This window comes from Caulobacter sp. BE254, assembly GCF_031457295.1.
Classification (GTDB): Bacteria; Pseudomonadota; Alphaproteobacteria; order Caulobacterales; family Caulobacteraceae; genus Caulobacter.
Window position 1 is genome coordinate 149,492 of record NZ_JAVDWJ010000003.1, and the last position, 18,846, is coordinate 168,337.

Below are 18,846 nucleotides of genomic sequence, written 5' to 3' on the forward strand. Positions count from 1 at the left end.
GGCGAAGCCATGGCGGACGGAACCTCGATCCCGAGGCGGCGGGAGCGCCAGCCGCCGGGTTCCGCGCCGCGGGCGGTCGCCGCCGCCCGGGCGCGGGCCCCGCCAGCGGCCGCGAAGCCGATCGTCGGCCCTGGTCCCGGCGCCGCGGGCGAGAGCTGGAGGGCCATGGCCCTGAGCTCGACGCACACGCCGTCGGGCGCCGAGACGCCCATGGCGACGCCGCCTGAGCCGGCGGCCCCGGCGCCCCCCGTCGCCATGCCGCCAGCGGAGGGCGTGGATCGGCCACGCGAAGAGGGTGAAGCCGACTGGGCCGGGGCGGCGGCCGAGCAACTGCAAAGGCGGCGGTCCGCGCCGCCCAAGGCCAAGGCGGCCGACGAAGGCGTCGCCGAGCGCACCGGCCGCACGCCGCATCGCGAAAGGCTGGACGCTTCCAGCGCCGAGCGCGAACCGCCGCCCAGCCTGCTCACCGGCCGGCCGATCCACGCGGCGGCTCGCTTCGATCCAACCCGCGAGGCGCTGTTCTCCGATCTGGAGGGACCATCAACGGGGAGCGGCGGGGAGGGCGGGCTGTGGGCCATGCTCGACGAGATCCTGGGCGCGCCGGCCCAGGGCGAACCGCTGCCCGGCGATGAGCGACGCCTGCTGGAGGCGCTGTTCGGCGCCGACTTGGGCGACGTGCGTGTCCACCCGGGCGGCGACGCGGCGACGGTGGTGGATGCGGCCGGGGCGGAGGCCACGACGGTCGGTCGCGACATCGCCTTCGCGCCCGGCGCCTATCGACCTGGTGACCCCGACGGCCTGAACCTGCTGGCCCACGAGGTGGCGCACGCCGTGCAGCAGGGCCCGGCGCCGGCGGATCCCGACGCGGCCGGCGAACGGCCCGATATCGAAGTCTCGCCCCATCCCGACCCGGTCCCGGCGGAAGCCTCGGCCGAGGTCGAGCCATCCGCCGATCCCGCCGTCACGGCCCCCTCCGAGGTTGAGATCGAGGGCGCGGGTGGTCCCGCCGCCGAGACCTTGCAACTGCCGGACACGCTGGCGACGCCGCCGGCCATGCCGCCGATCGCCGGCGCGGGCGAAGGCGCCGTCGAGCCGCCGCCCGTCGCGGCCGAAGCCGCCGCGCCGCCGTCGCCCTCGGAGGCCCCGGAGTCCGTCGAGCCGATCGCCCCCACACCGGCCGCCGCCGCCGCCGTCCGGGTCGGTCCGGACCCATTGCCGGCCTGGAGCAGTCGGGTGGCGGCGGCCACCACCGCGGTCCACGCCCGTCCGCCGACCCCAGGCGGAGGCGGTGTGATCCGGCGGACCGGCGGCGCGGCGTCGAGCTCGCTGGACAGGGCGGCGGCCCGCGTGCCCGCCGACGCCTCGCGGGTGGTGACCCCGCCCGACCGGCCGACCGACCTGCCGGAGCCGCCCGACCAGGCCACCGGCGCGGCGCTTAGCGCGGTGCAGGCCGCCGGCGGACATCCGCTCAGCGCCTTCACTCTGCCTGTGTTGCCCAGCGCCACGCCGCTGGGCCGGGCCGTGGCCCTGGTCACCGCCGGACCGGGAGCGCCGACGCCTTCCACGACGGCGCCGTCACCCACCGGCGACGCCGCCCCGCCGACGACCGGCGCGCCGGCCGCGGCCCGCGGCGCCGACCGCCTCGGCGCGGCGCTGGGCGCACCCGTTCCGACCATATCCGGCGGAGCCACAACGGCGCCGCCCTTGGGGACCACGGTCAGCGACACGCCGCCGGAGGCGCCCGCCCTGACGGTGGGGTCACAGCGCACGACCGGCCAGGCCATCGCCCGCCTGCTGCTGCAGGTGAACGAGAAGACCAACGACCTGGTCGGCGGCGTGCTCGCCACCGCCTACCGGGGCGGAGTCGCGACCTGGACGGCGCTGGCCGACCCGATCAAGCCCGACGAACGGACGGGGGTCGCGGCCGAGTTGAGGCGCGTCGCGGCCGCCGCCCAGATCTCCGACACCCAGCTCGAAACCCATCTCGCCGATCAGCGCCGCGAGCTGACCGCCCGCCATACCGAGCTTTCGGCCGAGCGCACCGAAGCCGCCGCCGGGGCCGCGGCCGAGGTGCGCACCGCCGGCGCCAGCCTTACCGCCGAGGTGGATTCGGCGCGGGCGTCGCTGGATCGCGCGGCCGCCGATCGGGTCGCGGCGGCGCGAGGCGACGTCGATGTCACCCAGGTGAACGCCGAGCGTGACAGGTTGCTGCGCCGCGTCGACACCCTGGAGACCCAGGCGGCGTCGGGCTATCGCGGGGCGGTCCAGCGCTTCAAGGACGCGCTTGACGCGGAGGCCGGACGCCAGCGCCAGGCCTACCAGCGGGCCGCCGACGCCGACCGCGAGGGGCTGAGAGCGGGCAAGACCACCACCGAGGAACTGCTGGAGGCCGAGCGCGGCTTCCAGCCCGTGCGGATCTGGCGCGACGACCAGTTGCGCGAACTGCAGCGCCAGCTGGAGTTCGGCAAGACGGCCGCCGACACCCAGTCGTCGGGCTTCACCGACACCGTCCGTGACCGCGCGCGGGAAGCGCGCGAGAGCGTCCGGGACTGGGCCGCCCATCGCATCGGCTACGAGCGCAGCTGGCTGCAGCGATTGTTCGACTGGATCAGCGACTGGCGACACCAGGCGGACCGCGAAAGCGCCGCCTGGCAGGAGCAGCAGACCCAGGAGACCCTGCGGGCCACCCTGGAGGGGGTGAGCTTCATCGACGCCGAGGTCGTCCGCCTGCGCGGCATGAGCGAGGCCGAGCGCACCGCCGAGTTCAGCAACCTGACCGCCGAGCAGCAGGCCATCGTCATGGCCTATTTCCAGAGTGGGGGGGATCGCATCGAGGCAGTGGCGGCGGGCCTGATGTCGCGGATCTCGGCCCAGCGCCGGCCCGAGATCCTCAGCCGGATAGAGGCCGCCGTCCTGGCCAGCAACGACGACGAAAAGATGCTGGCGGCGGCGACGGCGGTGAACCCGAGCTTCGACGAGCCCCGCGAGCGAGAACTCTGCCGCCAACTTCGGAGCGCCTTCACCGGGCCCGGCACCGAGGAACCCGACGTCTTCGCCGCCCTGCGCGGGCTGAGCGCGCTCGAGGGCAAGCTGGTCGAACGCAAGTACGCGGCGCTGCACAACGGGGAGTCGCTGCGTGAGCGGTTGCGCTCGGAGCTTGACGATTGGGCAACGTGGTCGTCGCACGATATCGACCGCGCCAACGCGATGCTGGACGGCCACAACGCCGACGCCATCGCCGTCGAGCTGGACCAGGCCATGCACGGCACCTGGAACGGCCTGGGCGTCGGCACCGACAACGACACGATCATGCGGGCCCTGCGCGGCAAGTCGCCGTCCGAGATCGCCGACATCCGCCGGGCCTATCGCACGCGCTACGGCCGCGACCTGCAGACCGAGGTCGCGGGTGAGCTGAACGACTGGTTCGTGGCCGGAACCCACGATGTCGACCGGTTCAACGCCCTGATGGCCAGCGACACCGCCGCGGCCGACGCCGTGGCCGTCGACCAGGCCATGCATGGCGGCGCCATGGGCCTGGGCATAGGCACCGACCGGGCGGCGATCGACGGGGTCTACAGCCAGATCGACCGCGAGATCGACGAGGAGGCCACGCGTAACAACTGGAGCAGCGCCCGGGTGGAGACCGAGCGTCGCCGCCGCCGCCTGGCGGTCAGCGGCAGCTACGAGACGCGCTACGGCGGAGGAACGCGGCGCGCGGACGGCCGGTCGGCCCTGGACGCGGCCTTTGAGGACGACTCTTCGGACGCCGACCTGGCGCTGTTCCGCGGGGTTTCCGGCTCGAACCGCGACCTGACCCGCGAGGGGCTGGACTACGCCAGCATCAACGCCTCGCGCATCGCCCTCGAGCGGCAGGCGATCTTCTATCACGACGACAAGGTGATCCAGGACGCGATGCAGGAGCCGCAGCAGCGGCTGACCGCCGAGCGGCTGAGGGACCTGAATCTCGACATCGGCCTGCAGCAGCAGATCGACCGGGAGGCGGTCGACCGGGGGCACTTCACCACCGCCTGGGACTCGCTGCGGGCGGCCATGAACAACACCTCCGGCACGCCCGAGGAGCGCAGGACGCGCACCGAAGCGGCGTTCCGCGCCTTCAACGGCGCGCTCGGCCGAAGCGGCAGCCTGGGGGCGAGCGAAGGGTGGGGCGCGGTCTCCATGGTGATGGGCGACCCGAACGCCAGCCCTGCGGCCGTCCAGAGGGCCCTCGACCGCTTCCGCGCCCGGTGGGTGACGCCTGAGCGCGGCCGACCCACCACGACCGAGCTGGCCTATCACGACTCCTGGTCGCCAGAGGCCACCATGCGCCGGCGGGCGGAAGCCCGAACCCAGGCCGCCAGCTACGCCGCCGAACGCGCACCCGCCGAATTCAACGCCATGCGCGACTACTACAACGCGCACTACGCCAATCGCCCAGCCGCCGCGATGTTCGAACTCCAGGATCAGGGCGGCGATTTCGACGCCGACGTCCGGGCCATGACCAGCAGCACCGGCGTGGATCGGCGGGTGGATCCGGCGACCGGCCGCGTGATCCTGGAAGACAAGACCGCGGCCCTGCTGCGCCAGGGCGGGGTGCTGAGCGACACGCAGGAAGTGACCTTCGCGGCGCGCGGCATGGGCACCGACATGAACGTCCTGCGCCGCGTCGCGGCCGGCCGCAGCCGCGAGGAAATGCAGGTCCTGGCCGCCAACTGGGAGCGCGAGCATCCGGGGGAGAGTTTCAACGACCTGCTGTTCGGGACCAACGACCCGGAGCGCAACCGCGGTTCGGCCTTCGGCGGCGAGTTCAGCGGCCGCGACTGGGAGGACATGCGCGAGCTGTTCGTGTTCGGCGAGCCGGTCACCCCCACCGACCGGGCGGCCCGCGCAAAGCGCCAGCTGGCCTTCGAGGCCGCTTCCACCAACAGCTGGTCGTCGGACGAACTGGGCTATCTGCGCGAGGACGTCGCGGCGTTGCACGCCGACATCGCCTCGTTCAACGCAGCCGACAAGGCGGCGCGGCAGCCGGGACACGAGAACGACTTCGAGGCCTGGCAGACCTACGAGCGGCGCCTGGCCTCGGTCGAGGCCAATGCACGAGCAGTGGATGCGGCGGTGTCCCTGCATCGCCGCTCGGTCGACGTGGTGGCCGACGTCGCTGGCCAGATCATCGGCGGGGTGGTGATCGCGGCGGCGGCCATCGCCGGAGCGGTGGCCTCGGTGCTGTCGGGCGGCACGCTGTCGGGGGCCGCCATCGCCCTGATCGCGCTGACCGCCTCGTTGGTGGGGTCGGCGCTGTCGATGGGCGCGAAGGCCTACTACAAGGGCGCCGCCTACGGCTGGGAGGAGGTCGGGGTCGACCTGGCCACGGCGGTGGTCGATGCGATCGTCTCCTATGCGACGGCCGGCATCGGAGACAAGCTGCTCAAGAACATGACGGTTCTGAAGGGCCTCGCCGGTCGGGGCGGCGCCTCGCGCTGGCTGGCGGCGGCGTTGTCGGAGGGCATCGAGAACACCCTGGGCACCCTACCGAGCACCTTCACCGGCGTATTGCTGGACTCCTCGACCTACGAAGGCAACCCGCTGCTCAACCTGCTGACGGGCACCCTGATGGGCACGGCCCAGTCGCTGGTCGTCGCGGGCGTCATGGGCAAGGTGATCGGCGGACCGATGGGCCGCCTGGGCACGGCCATGGGCGAGGCGCACGTGTCGATGCGTTCCCGGCCGACGGTTCCCTCAGTGCACGGCGGCCCCCGCGTGCCGCCCAGCCATCCCGACGCCGTTCCGGATTTTCATGGCCCGAACGGCCGGGAGCGGGTCCGCGCCTGGGTGGAGTTCAGAGCGGAGCACCCGAAAGGCACGCTGAACGAGTTTCGCGCCCACCTGGAGGCGGCGACAGACGCGGTGCGCGCCGATGCCCTGGCCCAGGGCCCTCGCCGCAGGGCCGAACTGCTGTCGGCCCTGCCCCCGGAGCGCCACGCCGAGTTCGCCGGTGTGCCGATCGACGTGGTCGGCCCCAACGAATATCGCAGCAAGACCGGCCGCGATCCGGACGCCAGCCACGCGGCGGTGGTCTTCGACGGAGATGGCCGGCCCCGCATCGTGGTCCAGCCCGATACTCCGGCCCACGCGCTGCAGGAAGAAGGACTCCACCTCCTCCAACGGACCGAGGCTGGCCACAAGGAGCGCATCGCGTCATTCGAGCGGCTTACCCCCGAGACGTTTCACGCCCTGTCGGTCGAGGCCCGGGTCGAGGCCGTGCGAAACTATCTCGAGGTCGAGCTGAACGCCCAGGAGCGCTTGCGGGCGGCGGTCGAGGCCGATCTGCATTCCGCCGACCCCACCGTGCGCGCCCGGGCCCAGGAGGCCGCCGCCCATTTCGAGGAGAAGGCCGAGCTCTATCGCCGGCAATTGGAGACCCTTGGCCGTCTGACGCCGGAGCGACTGGCGGAAATGGCGCGCGATCCCAGCAGCCTGCCGCCCCTGCTGCGCGAGGCGCCGGTGCTGCAACAGAAGAAGAGCGTCATAGGCCACCGGCCCAATCCGGCGAGCCCGACCTACGGCGTGGAGACCCGCCAGAAGGTCAAGCGCTCGCGTAGTTCTTACGACGGCCACACCCTGATCGACGCTCATCCCGACGCCGAACTGCAACAGGTCGGCCGACCCTGGTTCGAAGAGGACTCCACCGGCGACAAGCGACGGTATCGCCGCGCCGAACTTGTGGACGCCCAAGGGCGGGTGATCCACACCCGCGAAGAGATCGAAAGTCCTGCGGGGTCGGGCCGATGGCGCCAGCGGGGCAGCGAATCGGCCCTGGCCGGCGGCATCATGGAGGTAGCCTCGGCCGAATTCATCAAGCAGCAGATCGCCGAACACGCGAAGCACGGGCGCGAAGTCATTCAGATCGACGCCAAGCATCGCGGCAACGCCGGCTTCGACAACGTCAAGATCGAGTTCTACAGGGAGGGCCGCGCGCTGAGGGCGCGGATCATCCAGGTCGAGGTCAAGGACTACAGCGGGCACGTCGGGTTCAGCGCCTTCACCGCCAACGCGGTCAACCTGCCCAGCAGCATCGAATCCCTGGGCGAGGTCCTGAAGGTCCAGTCCTTCCCCAGCCCGGCGCACCGCCGCGCCGCGACCGAGGCCTTGAGAGCGCGTCGCTTCGGCATCGAGGTCCATACCGGTCCCACCACCACCCTTGGAACCGCCATGACCTCGCAGCGCGGCGTGCTGGCCAAAATCGAGCGCGTGCAGCGAATTCTGTTCGACCTGGAGCGGATCGGGGCCGCCCTGCCGGCGCGGCGCGGCAGCGAGGTCACCGCCATTCGGGACAACCTGCTTCGGGCCATCCATCCCGACAACCAACGCTCGGAGGTGTCCATTCTCCGGGCCATGAAGGTCGCCGAGGGCAAGGTCAGCAGGCTGGCCGCCCCCATGGGCGTGGAGGTCGGCGAGTGGCGATTCGCGCCGGGTCTGAACCCGGCCCCCAAGGCGGCCTTCGACCCGATGGCGACCTTCGACCTGAGAGTCGCCCATGTGCCCCAGCCGCTGATCGACGCCGCCAAGCTAGCCTCGCCGGCGGGGCGGGTCATCGGCCAGAATTTCGACGTCCACCCCCTGCGTCTGGCCGAGCGCCAGGGGATTCTCACACCGGGGCGCTACCACGCCGAAGCGGCGCCGACGACCTTCGGCGACGGCCTGCACATCATCGCCGACAGCACCGGAAAGCCGGTCGTGATGAACCAGCCGGGCCGGCCGGGCAGCGCCGTCTTCGATCCAAGGATCGAGGCGCAGCGACTGATCCGCCAGGCCAGACACCAGCCCACCTCGGTCGGCAAGCAGGCCGTGAACCAGCCCTTGTCGCCCCTGGTCGATGTGTCCCACCTGACTCCGGCCCAGATCGAGAGTCTGACCGTCGAACTGGTGACCGCGGCTGGCGGCAACCCCAGCCTGCTCGGCCAGATCAGGTTGATCGCCCCGCCGGCGACAATGACCCCCAAGGCCTGGGGAGCCATGTTCGCCACGATCGCGGCCCGCAATCGTAATTTGAGCCGGTATCTGAGCTTCAAACACAGCGTTATCGTGGGGCAGCCATGACGAAGACCAGCGAGGGCCGACAACCATGACTCCACCCCAGCCGCCGCTGTCCTGGCCGGCCTTGCTCGACGATCGCGACACCATTGACCGGTATCTCGAAGAGCTGGGCTATCTGGAGCAGGACGCCAGCGCATCGACGCACCCGCCCGAGGTCTTGCTGCCCGATGGCGCCGACGGCCTCATGGCCGTCGCCCTGCTGCTGGGCCCCGGCGCCTCCGCCCCCGCGCTCGACGCGATGACGGCCAGCGATCTGGTCGGCAGGGGCCTGGCGAACCTCGTGGAACGGGCCGCGCCCTCCACCGCCCTGACCATCGTCGGCGCGCTCACCGCCGCCAACGCCGGCGCGGCCTGCGGGCGCGAGGCTTTCGCCCCCCCGATCGACCAGACCGCCGCTCTGCTAAAGACGGCCGCCCGGGAGTTGGACCGGTTTCCCGATCGCGCCCGGTTCCGCGCCGCCTTCGCGGCCGCGGCGCACGGGCTGGGCGACCAGGCGGCGGCCTTCGCCTACGGCAAGCCGCGCACGGGCGCGTTCAAGCCCGGCGAAGCCTTCGGGCCAAACCTGCAAGCCCTGGTTCACTACCTCGTCCAGGCCGTCGAGGCGGGGGCCTCGGGCGAGGATGTCGATGCGGCGATCCGCGACGCGCTCCTGGTCTTTCCCTACAAGCTGCAGGACGACCAGTTGGGCTGGGGCGACCTGGGCTGGCTGGGCCGAATCCGCTTTCACGAGCTGGGCGACGCGCCGCTGGGCGAGGTGGCCGACCGGATGTTCGACTATGTCCGAACGCTCTGAACCGCCTGGATCGTCGGCGACGGCGATGGCCTTCGCCGGTCTTCGGCGGGACCTTGCCGCCGCGGGATGGCGGCTGGACGCGGTCACCCAGGCGCCATTCTCCAACGAGCCGGCGTTCGCCCGCTTCATCCATCGCGACGGCCGGCGGATGCGCTATATCCGCGACCTGTTGACCGGCGAAACCTCGCTGGAAGGCGATGTCGCCGGGGGCAGCTCCGAAGCCGCCGCCTTCGCGTCGTCAGCGGTCGAGACGAGACGCCAGGTGCTGCGTCGATGGATCGAGGATCGGCCGTCGCTGAACCCGCGCATCGAGGCGGTGTTGCGCCGCGCGCTTGGCGATCCCGACCCCGAGACCCGCGTCACCGCCCTGCTGGCGGCGCTGCGGCTCCGGGCCTTCTCGCTGGCCGAGGATGTCAGGGCCGCCGACATTCCGGACTCGACGACGCGGGGGGCGTTCCCCGGCGATCGTCGACTGTACGTCAGGCTCCAGGCGTTGATTGTCCAGGCCCTATCCGGGCGAGAGACGCATCGCGCCGAGCGCCTGTTCGCGACTGCGCACGATACGCCGCTGGAGCATCCGGAAGCCCTGCTGCTCGATGCGCTTTGTCGACCGCTTCCCGACGTCCAGCCGCCTCGCGATCTTCCGTCTGGCCTGGTGTTCGACGGCTCCAGCGTGCGGCTGGCGAACCTGGAGATCGAGCTATGCTGGGTTCCTGACTTGCCGCACTGGCGCGGCGGCCTACGACCCGCCGACCGCGACGATGTCCGACTTCGCCGTGAAACGCCGCCTTCCGGCCTCTTCGTCGCGCGTGAACCCCTGTCGCCAGGAATGCTCGAGCGCTTGAGCGCGCCTGGCTGGGACGGCGACGGACGCGTCGACGCCGAGACCGCGGCCGCCGTCGCCCGGCGGGCGTCGGCCGAATCCGGCGCCAGACTGGCCATCGTCGACGCCGCCGCCTGGAGCTCGGCGCTGCACGGACCGGATGGCCGCCTGCTGCCTTGGGGGAACACGATCGCTCCGAGCCAGCCGGAGGGTCCCTGGGGCGTGGCCTGGGCGGCCGGCCCCGAATGGATCCGCGTTGGTGACCGCCTGGAGGCGCGCGAGGTTTCCAGTCCCCGCGGTGCTCCCGACGCCCGGGCCATGGTGCGGTTGGGCGTATTGCCTGAGTGATTGCGCCCGAGATCGAGACCGTCTCCGTCCTCCTCCTTTTTCCTTTTCCACCGTTGCTTGTCTCCCAGATTGATTGCCCTCATGCGGACCTGTTAACTGACCCTGTGGGGGGGGCTCTCATGCGCAAAGTCGATGCAGGCGCGGTGCTCTTGCTCTGCGCGACAATGATGGCTTCGACGTCCTCACAGGCCGAGGCACCTCGCGCTCCGTCGGCGGACACGGCGGGCCAGTCGCTTGTCACGGCGCTCACCGACGTCGCCCGGCGCTCGGGACGCGAACTGGTTATGGCGGACGTCGCTCAGGCTTCCGGCGCCGCCCCACGTCTGAAAGGCCGCTACACCCCCGAGCAGGCCCTTCAGTTGCTGCTGGCGGGATCTGGCCTCGCCTACCGGCGCACTGCGGACGGCGCCTATATCATCTATCCCGCCCCGCCTCTGGCGCCGTCCGAGCCGGACAATCCGGTGTCCCTGCCCGAACTGCTAGTCACGGCCCGCTCTCGGAACAGCGACATCCCTCGCACCCTGGCGGTCACCTACGGCGACACGCCCCGCTTCGATGCTGCGACCAAGCGGGTGGACGGGCGGATCGGCTTCACGCCGGACGGCGGGCGGACCGACGTCATGGTCGCCTTCAGCGATTTCCGCGGCGCCAATCTGCGGGTCGGCGAACGAGACTATCCCGCCAAGGCCCGGGCCCGGCGCTACGCGAACTCACGCATTTAACCTAGACCGTCGCTATCCCTGACGTTTTGATTCCGCTGTCTGAAGCCGTCAAAGGTCCGCGACCAATCCCACCCTGCTCTGCCCGACGGCCTGTCTGGTTTCCGGCCGGAAGCGCCGCTTGCGGCCTCTGGGACCGCGCCGGAAACAAGCCATTCGGGCGGTCCCGGTGAACCTGCGGCCGTCAACGGGTGGGCGCCGAGCGTATCTTCAGGAAAGTCTCGAAAAAAGTTCACGGCGCCGATCCGTTTTGATACGGCGCGTCGTCTCCTGGACAGCGAGGTCATTTCGACGCTCGCTCTGGAGACGTCAAAATGAACGCTATCACCCTTGATCCAAGCGCGACGACCTTAGTCAATGTGCTGACCTGCGATCCCGCCAACCAGGCGGTGCTTCTCAACCTTCTGCGCCAGAACACCGACGAGGTGATCACGACCCTCGACGGCTGGCGCTCGACCAGCTTCGTGGCGGCCCAGGACGGCGCGCGCGTCACGATCATCTCGCAGTGGCGTGACGCCGCCGCAGTTGGCGCCATGCAGGGGGACGCGCGCATGCAGGCCTATTTCCCGCGCATCGCGGCGCTCGCCAGCTTCGACTCGGCCATGGGCCCCATCGCCTATGCGCGTCGGGCCTGATCGGGAGACGAGCGCATGACCAATCTAGCTGACTGCCGCGCGATCGTGACCGGCGGCAGCGCCGGACTGGGCCTTGAGATCGTCAAGGCGTTGGCGGCGCGGGGCGCCGATGTCACCGCGATCGCTCGCGATCCCGAAAGGCTCGGCTCGGCGCGCGACGTCGGCGCCGGGATTATCGCTGGCGATGCGACGGACGCGGCGCTGATCCATCGCGCCGTGGCCGACATCGGCCCAGACGTGCTGGTGCTCAACGCTGGCGCGCGTCTTCCCCTGAAGACGATCGACAAGGAGGACTGGGAAGGTTTCTCGGCGATCTGGAACACCGACGTGAAGGCGACGCTCGCGGGCGTGCAGGCGGCGCTCAATACGCCGATGCGGCCGGGCTCGCGGGTCCTGATCATGTCGAGCGGCGCGGCGATGGTGATGAGCCATCCGGCGATCGAACCCCGCAACCTGCGCCTATCGGGCGGCTATGTCGGCGCCAAGCGGATGGTCTGGTACATGGCGCACCAGGCGCAAACCGCCTCGGACGATCGCACGCTGGGGATCCGCTTCCAGGTCCTGGTCCCCACCCAGGCGATCGCTGGGACCGAGCTTGGCTATGCTGTCGCCACTGTCCACGCGCGCCAAGAGGGTCTCACCGTCGACAACTACATGGCCAAGCGCTATGGCCCGACCCTGCACCCGTCGCAGATCGGCCGGCAGGTCGCCGAGTTGCTGAGCGACCCAAGCTATGAAACGGGCGTGGCGTACGGGTTCCGCGCCGATACAGATCCCTTCGTGCTCGACCTGTAGGAACCTCGCCCATGACCGATCAACCGCGCGATTTCGAAGCGATGCTGTCGGCGATGCGTCCGACGCTGCATCGCTACTGCGCGCGCATGACCGGCTCGGTGGTCGACGGCGAGGACGTTGTCCAGGACGCCCTGCTCAAGGCGTTGATGGCGCGCGAAACGGTGGGACCGCTCGCCAATCCCGAGGGCTGGCTCTTCCGCATCGCCCATAACACGGCGCTGGACTTTCTGCGTCGGCGCCAGCGGACCGCCCCGATGGGGACGGAGGAGGACTTGGCCATGGTCGCCGCCCCCGACAGGCCCGATCCCGATATCGCCGCCGCCAGCCTGCGCACCTTCCTTCGGCTGCCCGCGCTTCAGCGCAGCACGGTGATCCTGAAGGACGTGCTCGGCCACTCCCTGGAAGAGATCTCGGCCATCACGGGCGCGACCGAAGCCGCCGCGAAATCGGCCTTGCAGCGCGGCCGGGTCCGCCTGCGCGAACTGGCCCGCGAACCCGAGGACGTCGATCCGCCGGTGTTGTCGGAGGCGATGCGCGCGCGGCTGGTGGCTTATGTTGATGGCTTCAAGGCAGGCGATTTCGAGGCCGTGCGCGCGATGCTCGCCGACGACGTGAGGCTCGACCTCGTGACCACGTCGTTCCAAAGGCGCGGCAAGGGAGAGGTCGGTCAGTACTACGGGGCCTACGAGGCGGCCGGCGCGAAATGGGCGTTCGCTCCCGCGACGATCGATGGCCGCGCCGCGATGCTGGTCTACGAACGCGCCGTCTCGCTGGTCACGCCGGCCTATGTCGTCGTGCTCGATTTCGAGGACGGCCAGGTGCGCGGCATTCAGGATTTCCTGTACGCGCGCTACGTCATGGAGGGCGCGACGGTTCATCTTGTCTGACCTATGCCTGCGAGCGTCGGCCTACGGTGTTTCCGAGCCGCGCCAGCAGCGGACTCTAGACTTGCACCAGCAAGCAGACCTTCAGATCGAGGTCTATCCGTTCCGCCGAGATGGAACGCAGAGCGACTTAACCCCTTCCACTTTCTCCAGGGAAATCAGCCGCAAGGCAATTGCACCGGACATGGCTGCTTGATGACTCTCGAAAGAACCTCTTTCGCCGGCCAGGCGGGGCGGGGCTTAGGCTGCACAGATGCGCGAAGGGCCGCGACATAACACCCTGGCCCCGGAGCAAGGCCCGAGTTTTCGCCGTCTTTCGATCCCCGTCCCATCCCTCAGGATCGCGCGCCGAGATCCTGGCATTTTCCCCTCCACAACAACGTTCCGTAGACGTCAGCTCACCGACCCCCTGCCCTCGCCCTGGCGCAAACCAGAAGGTGAACACACACGATTAGCCTCAACCGTGCGGCGAGGCGTCGCACCGCAGCCCCGGACACCGTTAATCACTTGGTAAGGGTGGAGGCACACCCATTGAATGTAACCTTCGCGTATTCCGCGTGGTAAAAATGGTGGATCGGTTATGAAAACGGTATACCTATCAGTTTTCGCTCTCACAGCTCTTGCTGGCTTGAATATTTTCTCGGCCGCCAACGCCGCTACGGCCACCGGTTCATTTCAAGTCAATTTGACAATTCAAGGCGAATGCAAGGTTCAGTCGGCCTCGAACGTGGATTTCGGCTTGCACGGTGTTATCGATAGCAACATCGACACCACCAACGCGATCGGCGTCCAGTGCACCAACTCCACGCCCTATACGGTGGCGTTGAGCGCGGGCGCGGGCTCGGGCGCCACGGTCGGCAGCCGCAAGATGACCAGCGCCGCCAACGACACCGTAACCTACACGCTCTATCGCGACGCCAGCCGGTCCCAGATCTGGGGCGTCACCCAGAACGTCGACACCGAGGCCGCCACCGGCAACGGGGCCGTGCAGACCTACACCGCCTATGGTCGCGTCGGCGCCCAATCCACCCCCGCCATGGGCGCATACAGCGACCTCGTGTCGGTGACGATCACCTACTGATGCGTGGCGGGGTCGCCCTCGCCATCCTGCTGGCCGCGACGCTCGCCTCGGCCCTGCTCCCCCATGCGGCCCACGCCTCCACCCTGCGCGTCAGCCCGGTCGGCCTGGACCTGCCCCCCGGCCAGAACGCCGCCACGCTCAACCTGTTCAACGACGACTCCGCGCTGCTGAACGTGCAGGTGCGGGTGTTTCGCTGGAGCCAGCGAGACGGCAAGGACGTGCTGGAGCCCGCCACCGGCGTGGTCGTCAGTCCGCCCATCGCCAAGTTGGCGCCCGGCGCGGCGCGCACCGTGCGTGTCGTCCGGCTGGACACCAAACTACCCGAACGGCAGGAAGCCTATCGCCTGATCGTCGATGAACTGCCGCCGCCGCTGGGCGAAGGCGGTCGGTCGATCACCCTGCTGATGCGCCACTCCATTCCGTTGTTCTTCGCCGCGTCCGGCGAGCGCGCCAAGGTCGAATGGCGCCTGATCCAGTCCGAAGGCGGCCCGGCCCTGCTGGCCAGCAATACGGGCGGCAGGCATCTGCGGATCGCGAACCTGCGCATCCGCGACGCGGCCGGCGGCGTGCTGGCCGAACGCAAGGGCTTGGTCGGCTACGCCCTGCCCGGTTCGAAGATGACCTGGCCCACCGGCGCCTTCCAGGCCGCGCCGGGCCTGCGCCTCACCGCCGACACGGACGCGGGTCCGATCGATGCGCCGCTCCCTGGCGATTGAGGCGGCGGTGTTGATCATGGCCGCCGCCGCCCCCCGATCTTCCGCCCTCGCCCAAGAGGTTCCACCACCCTCGCGCTCGGCTCCGATGGCGATCGCCCAGGATCTACAGCTGGAGGTCTGGATCAACGGACGCGGCACCGGCCTGGTGGCGGCCGTCACCCGCGACGCCGACGGTCGGTTGTCGATGAGCGCCGACGAGATGCGAGCCGTCGGCCTGTCGCCGCCCTCCCCACCCCAGGGGCGTTCTGGCCCCGTCGACCTGTCGGCCTTGCCGGGCCTTCACGCCATGTACGACGAGGACGGCCAGCGGCTGCTGGTCGAAGCCGCGGTCGATGCGCTGCGGGCCCAGCGCTTTGACCTCGGGCCGCCGGGGCTGGACGGCCTGAACGCCCGCCAAGACTTCGGCGTGGTGTTGAACTACGCGGTCTCGGCCGACGGCGGACAGGGCGAGGCCGGCGGCGCGGCGGAGTTGGGCTCGCTGGGCGTCGCGCTGGACGCCAGGATCTTCGGCCGCTTCGGCGCCGTCGCCTCCGCCTTCTCGGGAGTCCGTGTCTCGGGTCACAGCGACCTGGTCCGCCTCGACACCGTCTGGAACTGGTACTCCCCCCGCCACGCTCTCGATATCCGGGCCGGCGACTTCATCAATGCGGGTTTTTCCTGGACCCGTCCCATCCGCATGGCCGGACTGCAGGTCCGGCGCGACTTTTCCACCCGTCCCGACCTGATCACCATGCCCTCGCCGCGCCTGTCGGCCAGCGCCGCCGCGCCCTCGATCCTCGACCTCTATGTCAATGATGTCCCGGTGTTGTCGCGCCGGGTCGGGGCCGGACCGATCGAGATCGACGGCCTGCCGCCGACCCGGGGCTTCAGCGAGGCGCGCCTGGTGCTGCGCGACGCGGCGGGACGCCAGACCACGGTGACCGCGCCATTCTTCACCACGCCGTTGCTGCTGCGCCGGGGCTTCGTGGACTACGCCGCCGAGGCGGGGTTCGCCCGCCGCTATTTCGGCCTGCGCTCCAACGCCTATGCCACCCCGCTGCTGGCCACCGGCAGCGTGCGCTACGGCCTGCTGGACAGCCTGACGCTGGAGGGCCACGCCGAGGGCGGCGCGGGCCTGGCCAATCTGGGCGCGGGCCTCGCCGTGCAGATGGGCGGTCTCGGCGTGGCCGGCGTCTCGACCTCGGCCAGCCGGGGGAAGGATCGCCAGGGCGCCCTGACCTCGGTCGTCTTCGACAGCCGGTTCGCGGGCCTCTACGTCTCGGCCATGGCGATGCGAGCGACGTCGGGTTATCGCGACCTGGCCTCCGCCACCGCGATCAGGTCCTGGCGCGACGCCTGGGGGGACGCCGACACGCCGCCGCGTGAGATCAACCAGGTCACCTTCTCCGCGCCCATCGACCTGACGCCCCATCGGCGCGGTGGCGATCCGGCGACATTCAGCCTGAGCTATTCGGATCAGGAGACCCAGACCGGCATGACCCGCGCCGTCTGGACCGGCTCTCTGCGCAAGACCCTGGGTCGCGGCCTGACCCTCTACGCCTCGGGCTACGCCTCGCGCGGCGAACGCCGTGACACCGGAACCTTCTTCGGCCTGGCCATCCCGCTGGGCGGGGCGACCTCGGCGACGATCGGGGCCGAGACCCAGGGGGGCGACACCGCCGGCTTCGTCGAGGCCAGCAAGGCCGAGAACCAGAGCCAGGGCTCCAGCGCCTGGCGCCTGCGGATGGAGCAGGGCGCGCATTCCCGGGTCGAGGCCCAGGGCGCCTATCGCGGTCGCACGTTCCGCGTGGCGGGCGCGGCCCAGAACATCGACGGCGCCACGCGGGCCCAGGTCCAGATCGACGGCGCCATAGCCTGGCTAGGCGGAGCCCCCGCCCTCGCCAACCGCCTGGACGGGTCGTTCGCCATGGTCGATGTCGGCGCGCCGGGCGTGCCGGTGCTGTTCCAGAACCAGAAGATCGGCCAGAGCGGCCGCGACGGCCGGCTAGTGGTGCGTAACCTCTCGGCCTTCGACGACAACAAGATCGCCATCGACCCGCGGATGCTGGCCCTGGATCTGGAAGCCGCCGATACCGAAATGCTGGTCGTGCCGATCGATGGCGGCGGCGTTCTGGTCCGCTTCGGCGTGGCCAAGAGCCCCCCCTCCGCCCTGGTGACCCTGCGCCTGGCCGACGGCGGCTATGTTCCGGCCGGCGGCGAGGCGGTCCGAGCCGGCGCGAGCGAGCGGATCATCGTCGGCTATGACGGCCAGGTCTTCCTGACCGACCTTCGCACCACCAATGACCTGACGGTCTATCTCGAGGACGGCGTCACCTGCGCCGCCCGTTTCGCCTTTTCTCCCGGTCCGAAGGGAGGTCCCGGTGTCGTGGAAGCGCTCTGTCGCTAGGGTTCTGATCCTGCTGGTCCTCGGCCTGGGGATCGGCGCGTCCGGCTGGCTGGCCGTTCCCACGTCGGCCCGGGCCGCCAGTTGCAGCGTGAGCGTCGGCAACGGCGCCTTCGGCACGAGCATCAGCCCCCTCACCGCCGGAACGGTCGACACCACCGCCACCCTGAACTTCAGCTGTTCAGGCCTGACCCCCGCTGTCCCGGTCACGCTTTGCCCGAACCTGGACGGCGGTTCCGGGGGCGGCGACGGTTCGGGCGGGCGACTGCTGAAACTGTCGCCCGGCGTCACCCTGCCGTTCCAGATCTATCAGGACAGCGGCCGCGCCCAGCCCTGGGGATCGACCGTGCAGCCGGTGTTCGGCACGCCCCCGACCATCACCGCCACCCCGGGGCTCGGCGGCACGATCAACGTCTCGCGCACGCTCTATGGACGCATCTGGGTCCAGTCGACCACCGCGCCCGGGACCTATTCCAGCGCCTTCGTGGGCGAGACCTTCCTTTGGGGCCTGAACCTGGTGAGCTGCGCGGGCATAACGGTGGGCTCGACCGTGACGCCGGCCCTGTTCACCTTCAGCGCGACCCTGGTCCCCGACTGCCAGGTCACCGCCGGCAACGTGGATTTCGGAACCTCGGGCGTGCTCAGCGCGGCCAAGGACGCCCAAGGGTCGTTGGGCGTCACCTGCACGTCCGGCTCCCCCTATAGTGTCGGCCTGAACAACGGCCTGACCGGAACCGGCCCTACCCAGCGCAAGATGAAGAAGGGGTCGGAGACCGTGACCTACGGCCTCTACAAGAACGCCGCCCGCGATCAGCCATGGGGCGACCTCGCCCAGGGGGCGGGCTTCGTGTGGAGCGGCAGCGGCACGGGCGGATCCCAACCCTTCACCGTCTATGGCCGCGCGCCGGCCCAGACGACGCCTTCCCCCGGCGCCTATGCCGACACGGTCGTCGCCACCGTCACCTACTGACGAGACGGCCTCCAGGAACGGTTTGAGCGAACGACCTTGCGGCGGTGCGCCCGAATCGCGCCTGCCCTGGCGGTGATAGCCCCCTGCGACCGCCTCGCATTATTGACGGTCTTAAGTTGCATGTCGGTGCGCGAAAGGCGCGACCGACTAAGTGTCGCAGCATTCTTGAGCCGCCCCGCCAAGCGATTGATATCACTCAATCGGCCCTTCCAGGCAACTTAGGCCATACAACTTAACACCGTCCCTGGAGACGCATTTCCAACCTAACGCCGTCCCTATTTGGCGCCGTTGACTACCTGCCACCATCACCTCCGCGTCGATCACAACTCAAATCTATTCCTGACCGGCATTCCGGTCTTTAGCAATTTCCTACGTGCTTTCCGGCTGCACCTTCCCAAGTCCGAAGAGGACATTCATAGCGTCCACGTTAGTTGAGCCGGGCTATAGCCAGCACGTCCCTTCAACGGACGCGCCCCGAGCCAAGGGTACGCCAAAATTTGAATCGCGACTTGGAGTTATGACGGCCACCAGCCTAGCCATCTGCGACCGCCTCGCATTATTGACGGTCTTAAGTTGCAAATGGGTACGCGTTAAGTTGCAACGACACT

General features: G+C 69.9%; 11 protein-coding genes. All 11 read left to right on the forward strand.

Going from position 1 to position 18,846, the window contains the following annotated elements; genetic code table 11:
• Positions 1–9: 9 nt before the first annotated feature.
• The 11 genes from J2X41_RS07480 (at position 10) to J2X41_RS07530 (ending at position 18,238) form a co-directional block, all read left to right on the forward strand.
• Positions 10–8,094: a DUF4157 domain-containing protein gene (locus J2X41_RS07480; protein WP_310080927.1), complete on the forward strand. Its 8,085-nt coding sequence runs from the start codon at positions 10–12 to the stop codon at positions 8,092–8,094.
• Positions 8,095–8,119: 25 nt separating this feature from the next.
• Positions 8,120–8,884, forward strand: a complete 765-nt coding sequence (locus tag J2X41_RS07485) for a hypothetical protein (protein WP_310080929.1) — start codon at positions 8,120–8,122, stop codon at positions 8,882–8,884.
• 25 nt (positions 8,885–8,909) lie between these two features.
• Positions 8,910–10,055: a hypothetical protein gene (locus tag J2X41_RS07490; protein ID WP_310080932.1), complete on the forward strand. Its 1,146-nt coding sequence runs from the start codon at positions 8,910–8,912 to the stop codon at positions 10,053–10,055.
• Positions 10,056–10,339: 284 nt separating this feature from the next.
• A complete protein-coding gene (locus J2X41_RS07495) occupies positions 10,340–10,777 on the forward strand; it encodes an STN domain-containing protein (protein WP_310080933.1) in 438 nt (145 codons plus the stop codon).
• 311 nt (positions 10,778–11,088) lie between these two features.
• Positions 11,089–11,409 carry an antibiotic biosynthesis monooxygenase gene (locus J2X41_RS07500; RefSeq protein WP_310080935.1) on the forward strand — a complete coding sequence of 107 codons (321 nt, stop codon included), beginning with the start codon at positions 11,089–11,091 and terminating at the stop codon, positions 11,407–11,409.
• Between the two features lie 45 nt (positions 11,410–11,454).
• Complete coding sequence (locus J2X41_RS07505; protein ID WP_310080936.1) at positions 11,455–12,204, forward strand: SDR family oxidoreductase; 750 nt, start codon at positions 11,455–11,457, stop codon at positions 12,202–12,204.
• An 11-nt stretch (positions 12,205–12,215) separates the two neighbouring features.
• Complete coding sequence (locus J2X41_RS07510) at positions 12,216–13,091, forward strand: sigma-70 family RNA polymerase sigma factor (protein ID WP_310080937.1); 876 nt, start codon at positions 12,216–12,218, stop codon at positions 13,089–13,091.
• Positions 13,092–13,668: 577 nt separating this feature from the next.
• Positions 13,669–14,169 carry a spore coat U domain-containing protein gene (locus J2X41_RS07515; RefSeq protein WP_310080938.1) on the forward strand — a complete coding sequence of 167 codons (501 nt, stop codon included), beginning with the start codon at positions 13,669–13,671 and terminating at the stop codon, positions 14,167–14,169.
• Positions 14,169–14,885, forward strand: coding sequence for a molecular chaperone (locus J2X41_RS07520; protein ID WP_310080939.1), 717 nt, complete (start codon positions 14,169–14,171; stop codon positions 14,883–14,885). Before J2X41_RS07515 ends, J2X41_RS07520 begins: the two co-directional genes overlap by 1 nt.
• Entirely contained in the window at positions 14,863–17,271 is a 2,409-nt protein-coding gene (locus J2X41_RS07525; protein WP_310080940.1) for a fimbria/pilus outer membrane usher protein, read from the forward strand. The genes J2X41_RS07520 and J2X41_RS07525 overlap by 23 nt, the downstream gene beginning before the upstream one ends.
• Positions 17,246–18,238, forward strand: a complete 993-nt coding sequence (locus J2X41_RS07530; protein ID WP_310080941.1) for a spore coat U domain-containing protein — start codon at positions 17,246–17,248, stop codon at positions 18,236–18,238. The genes J2X41_RS07525 and J2X41_RS07530 overlap by 26 nt, the downstream gene beginning before the upstream one ends.
• The last annotated feature ends 608 nt before the right edge of the window (positions 18,239–18,846 follow it).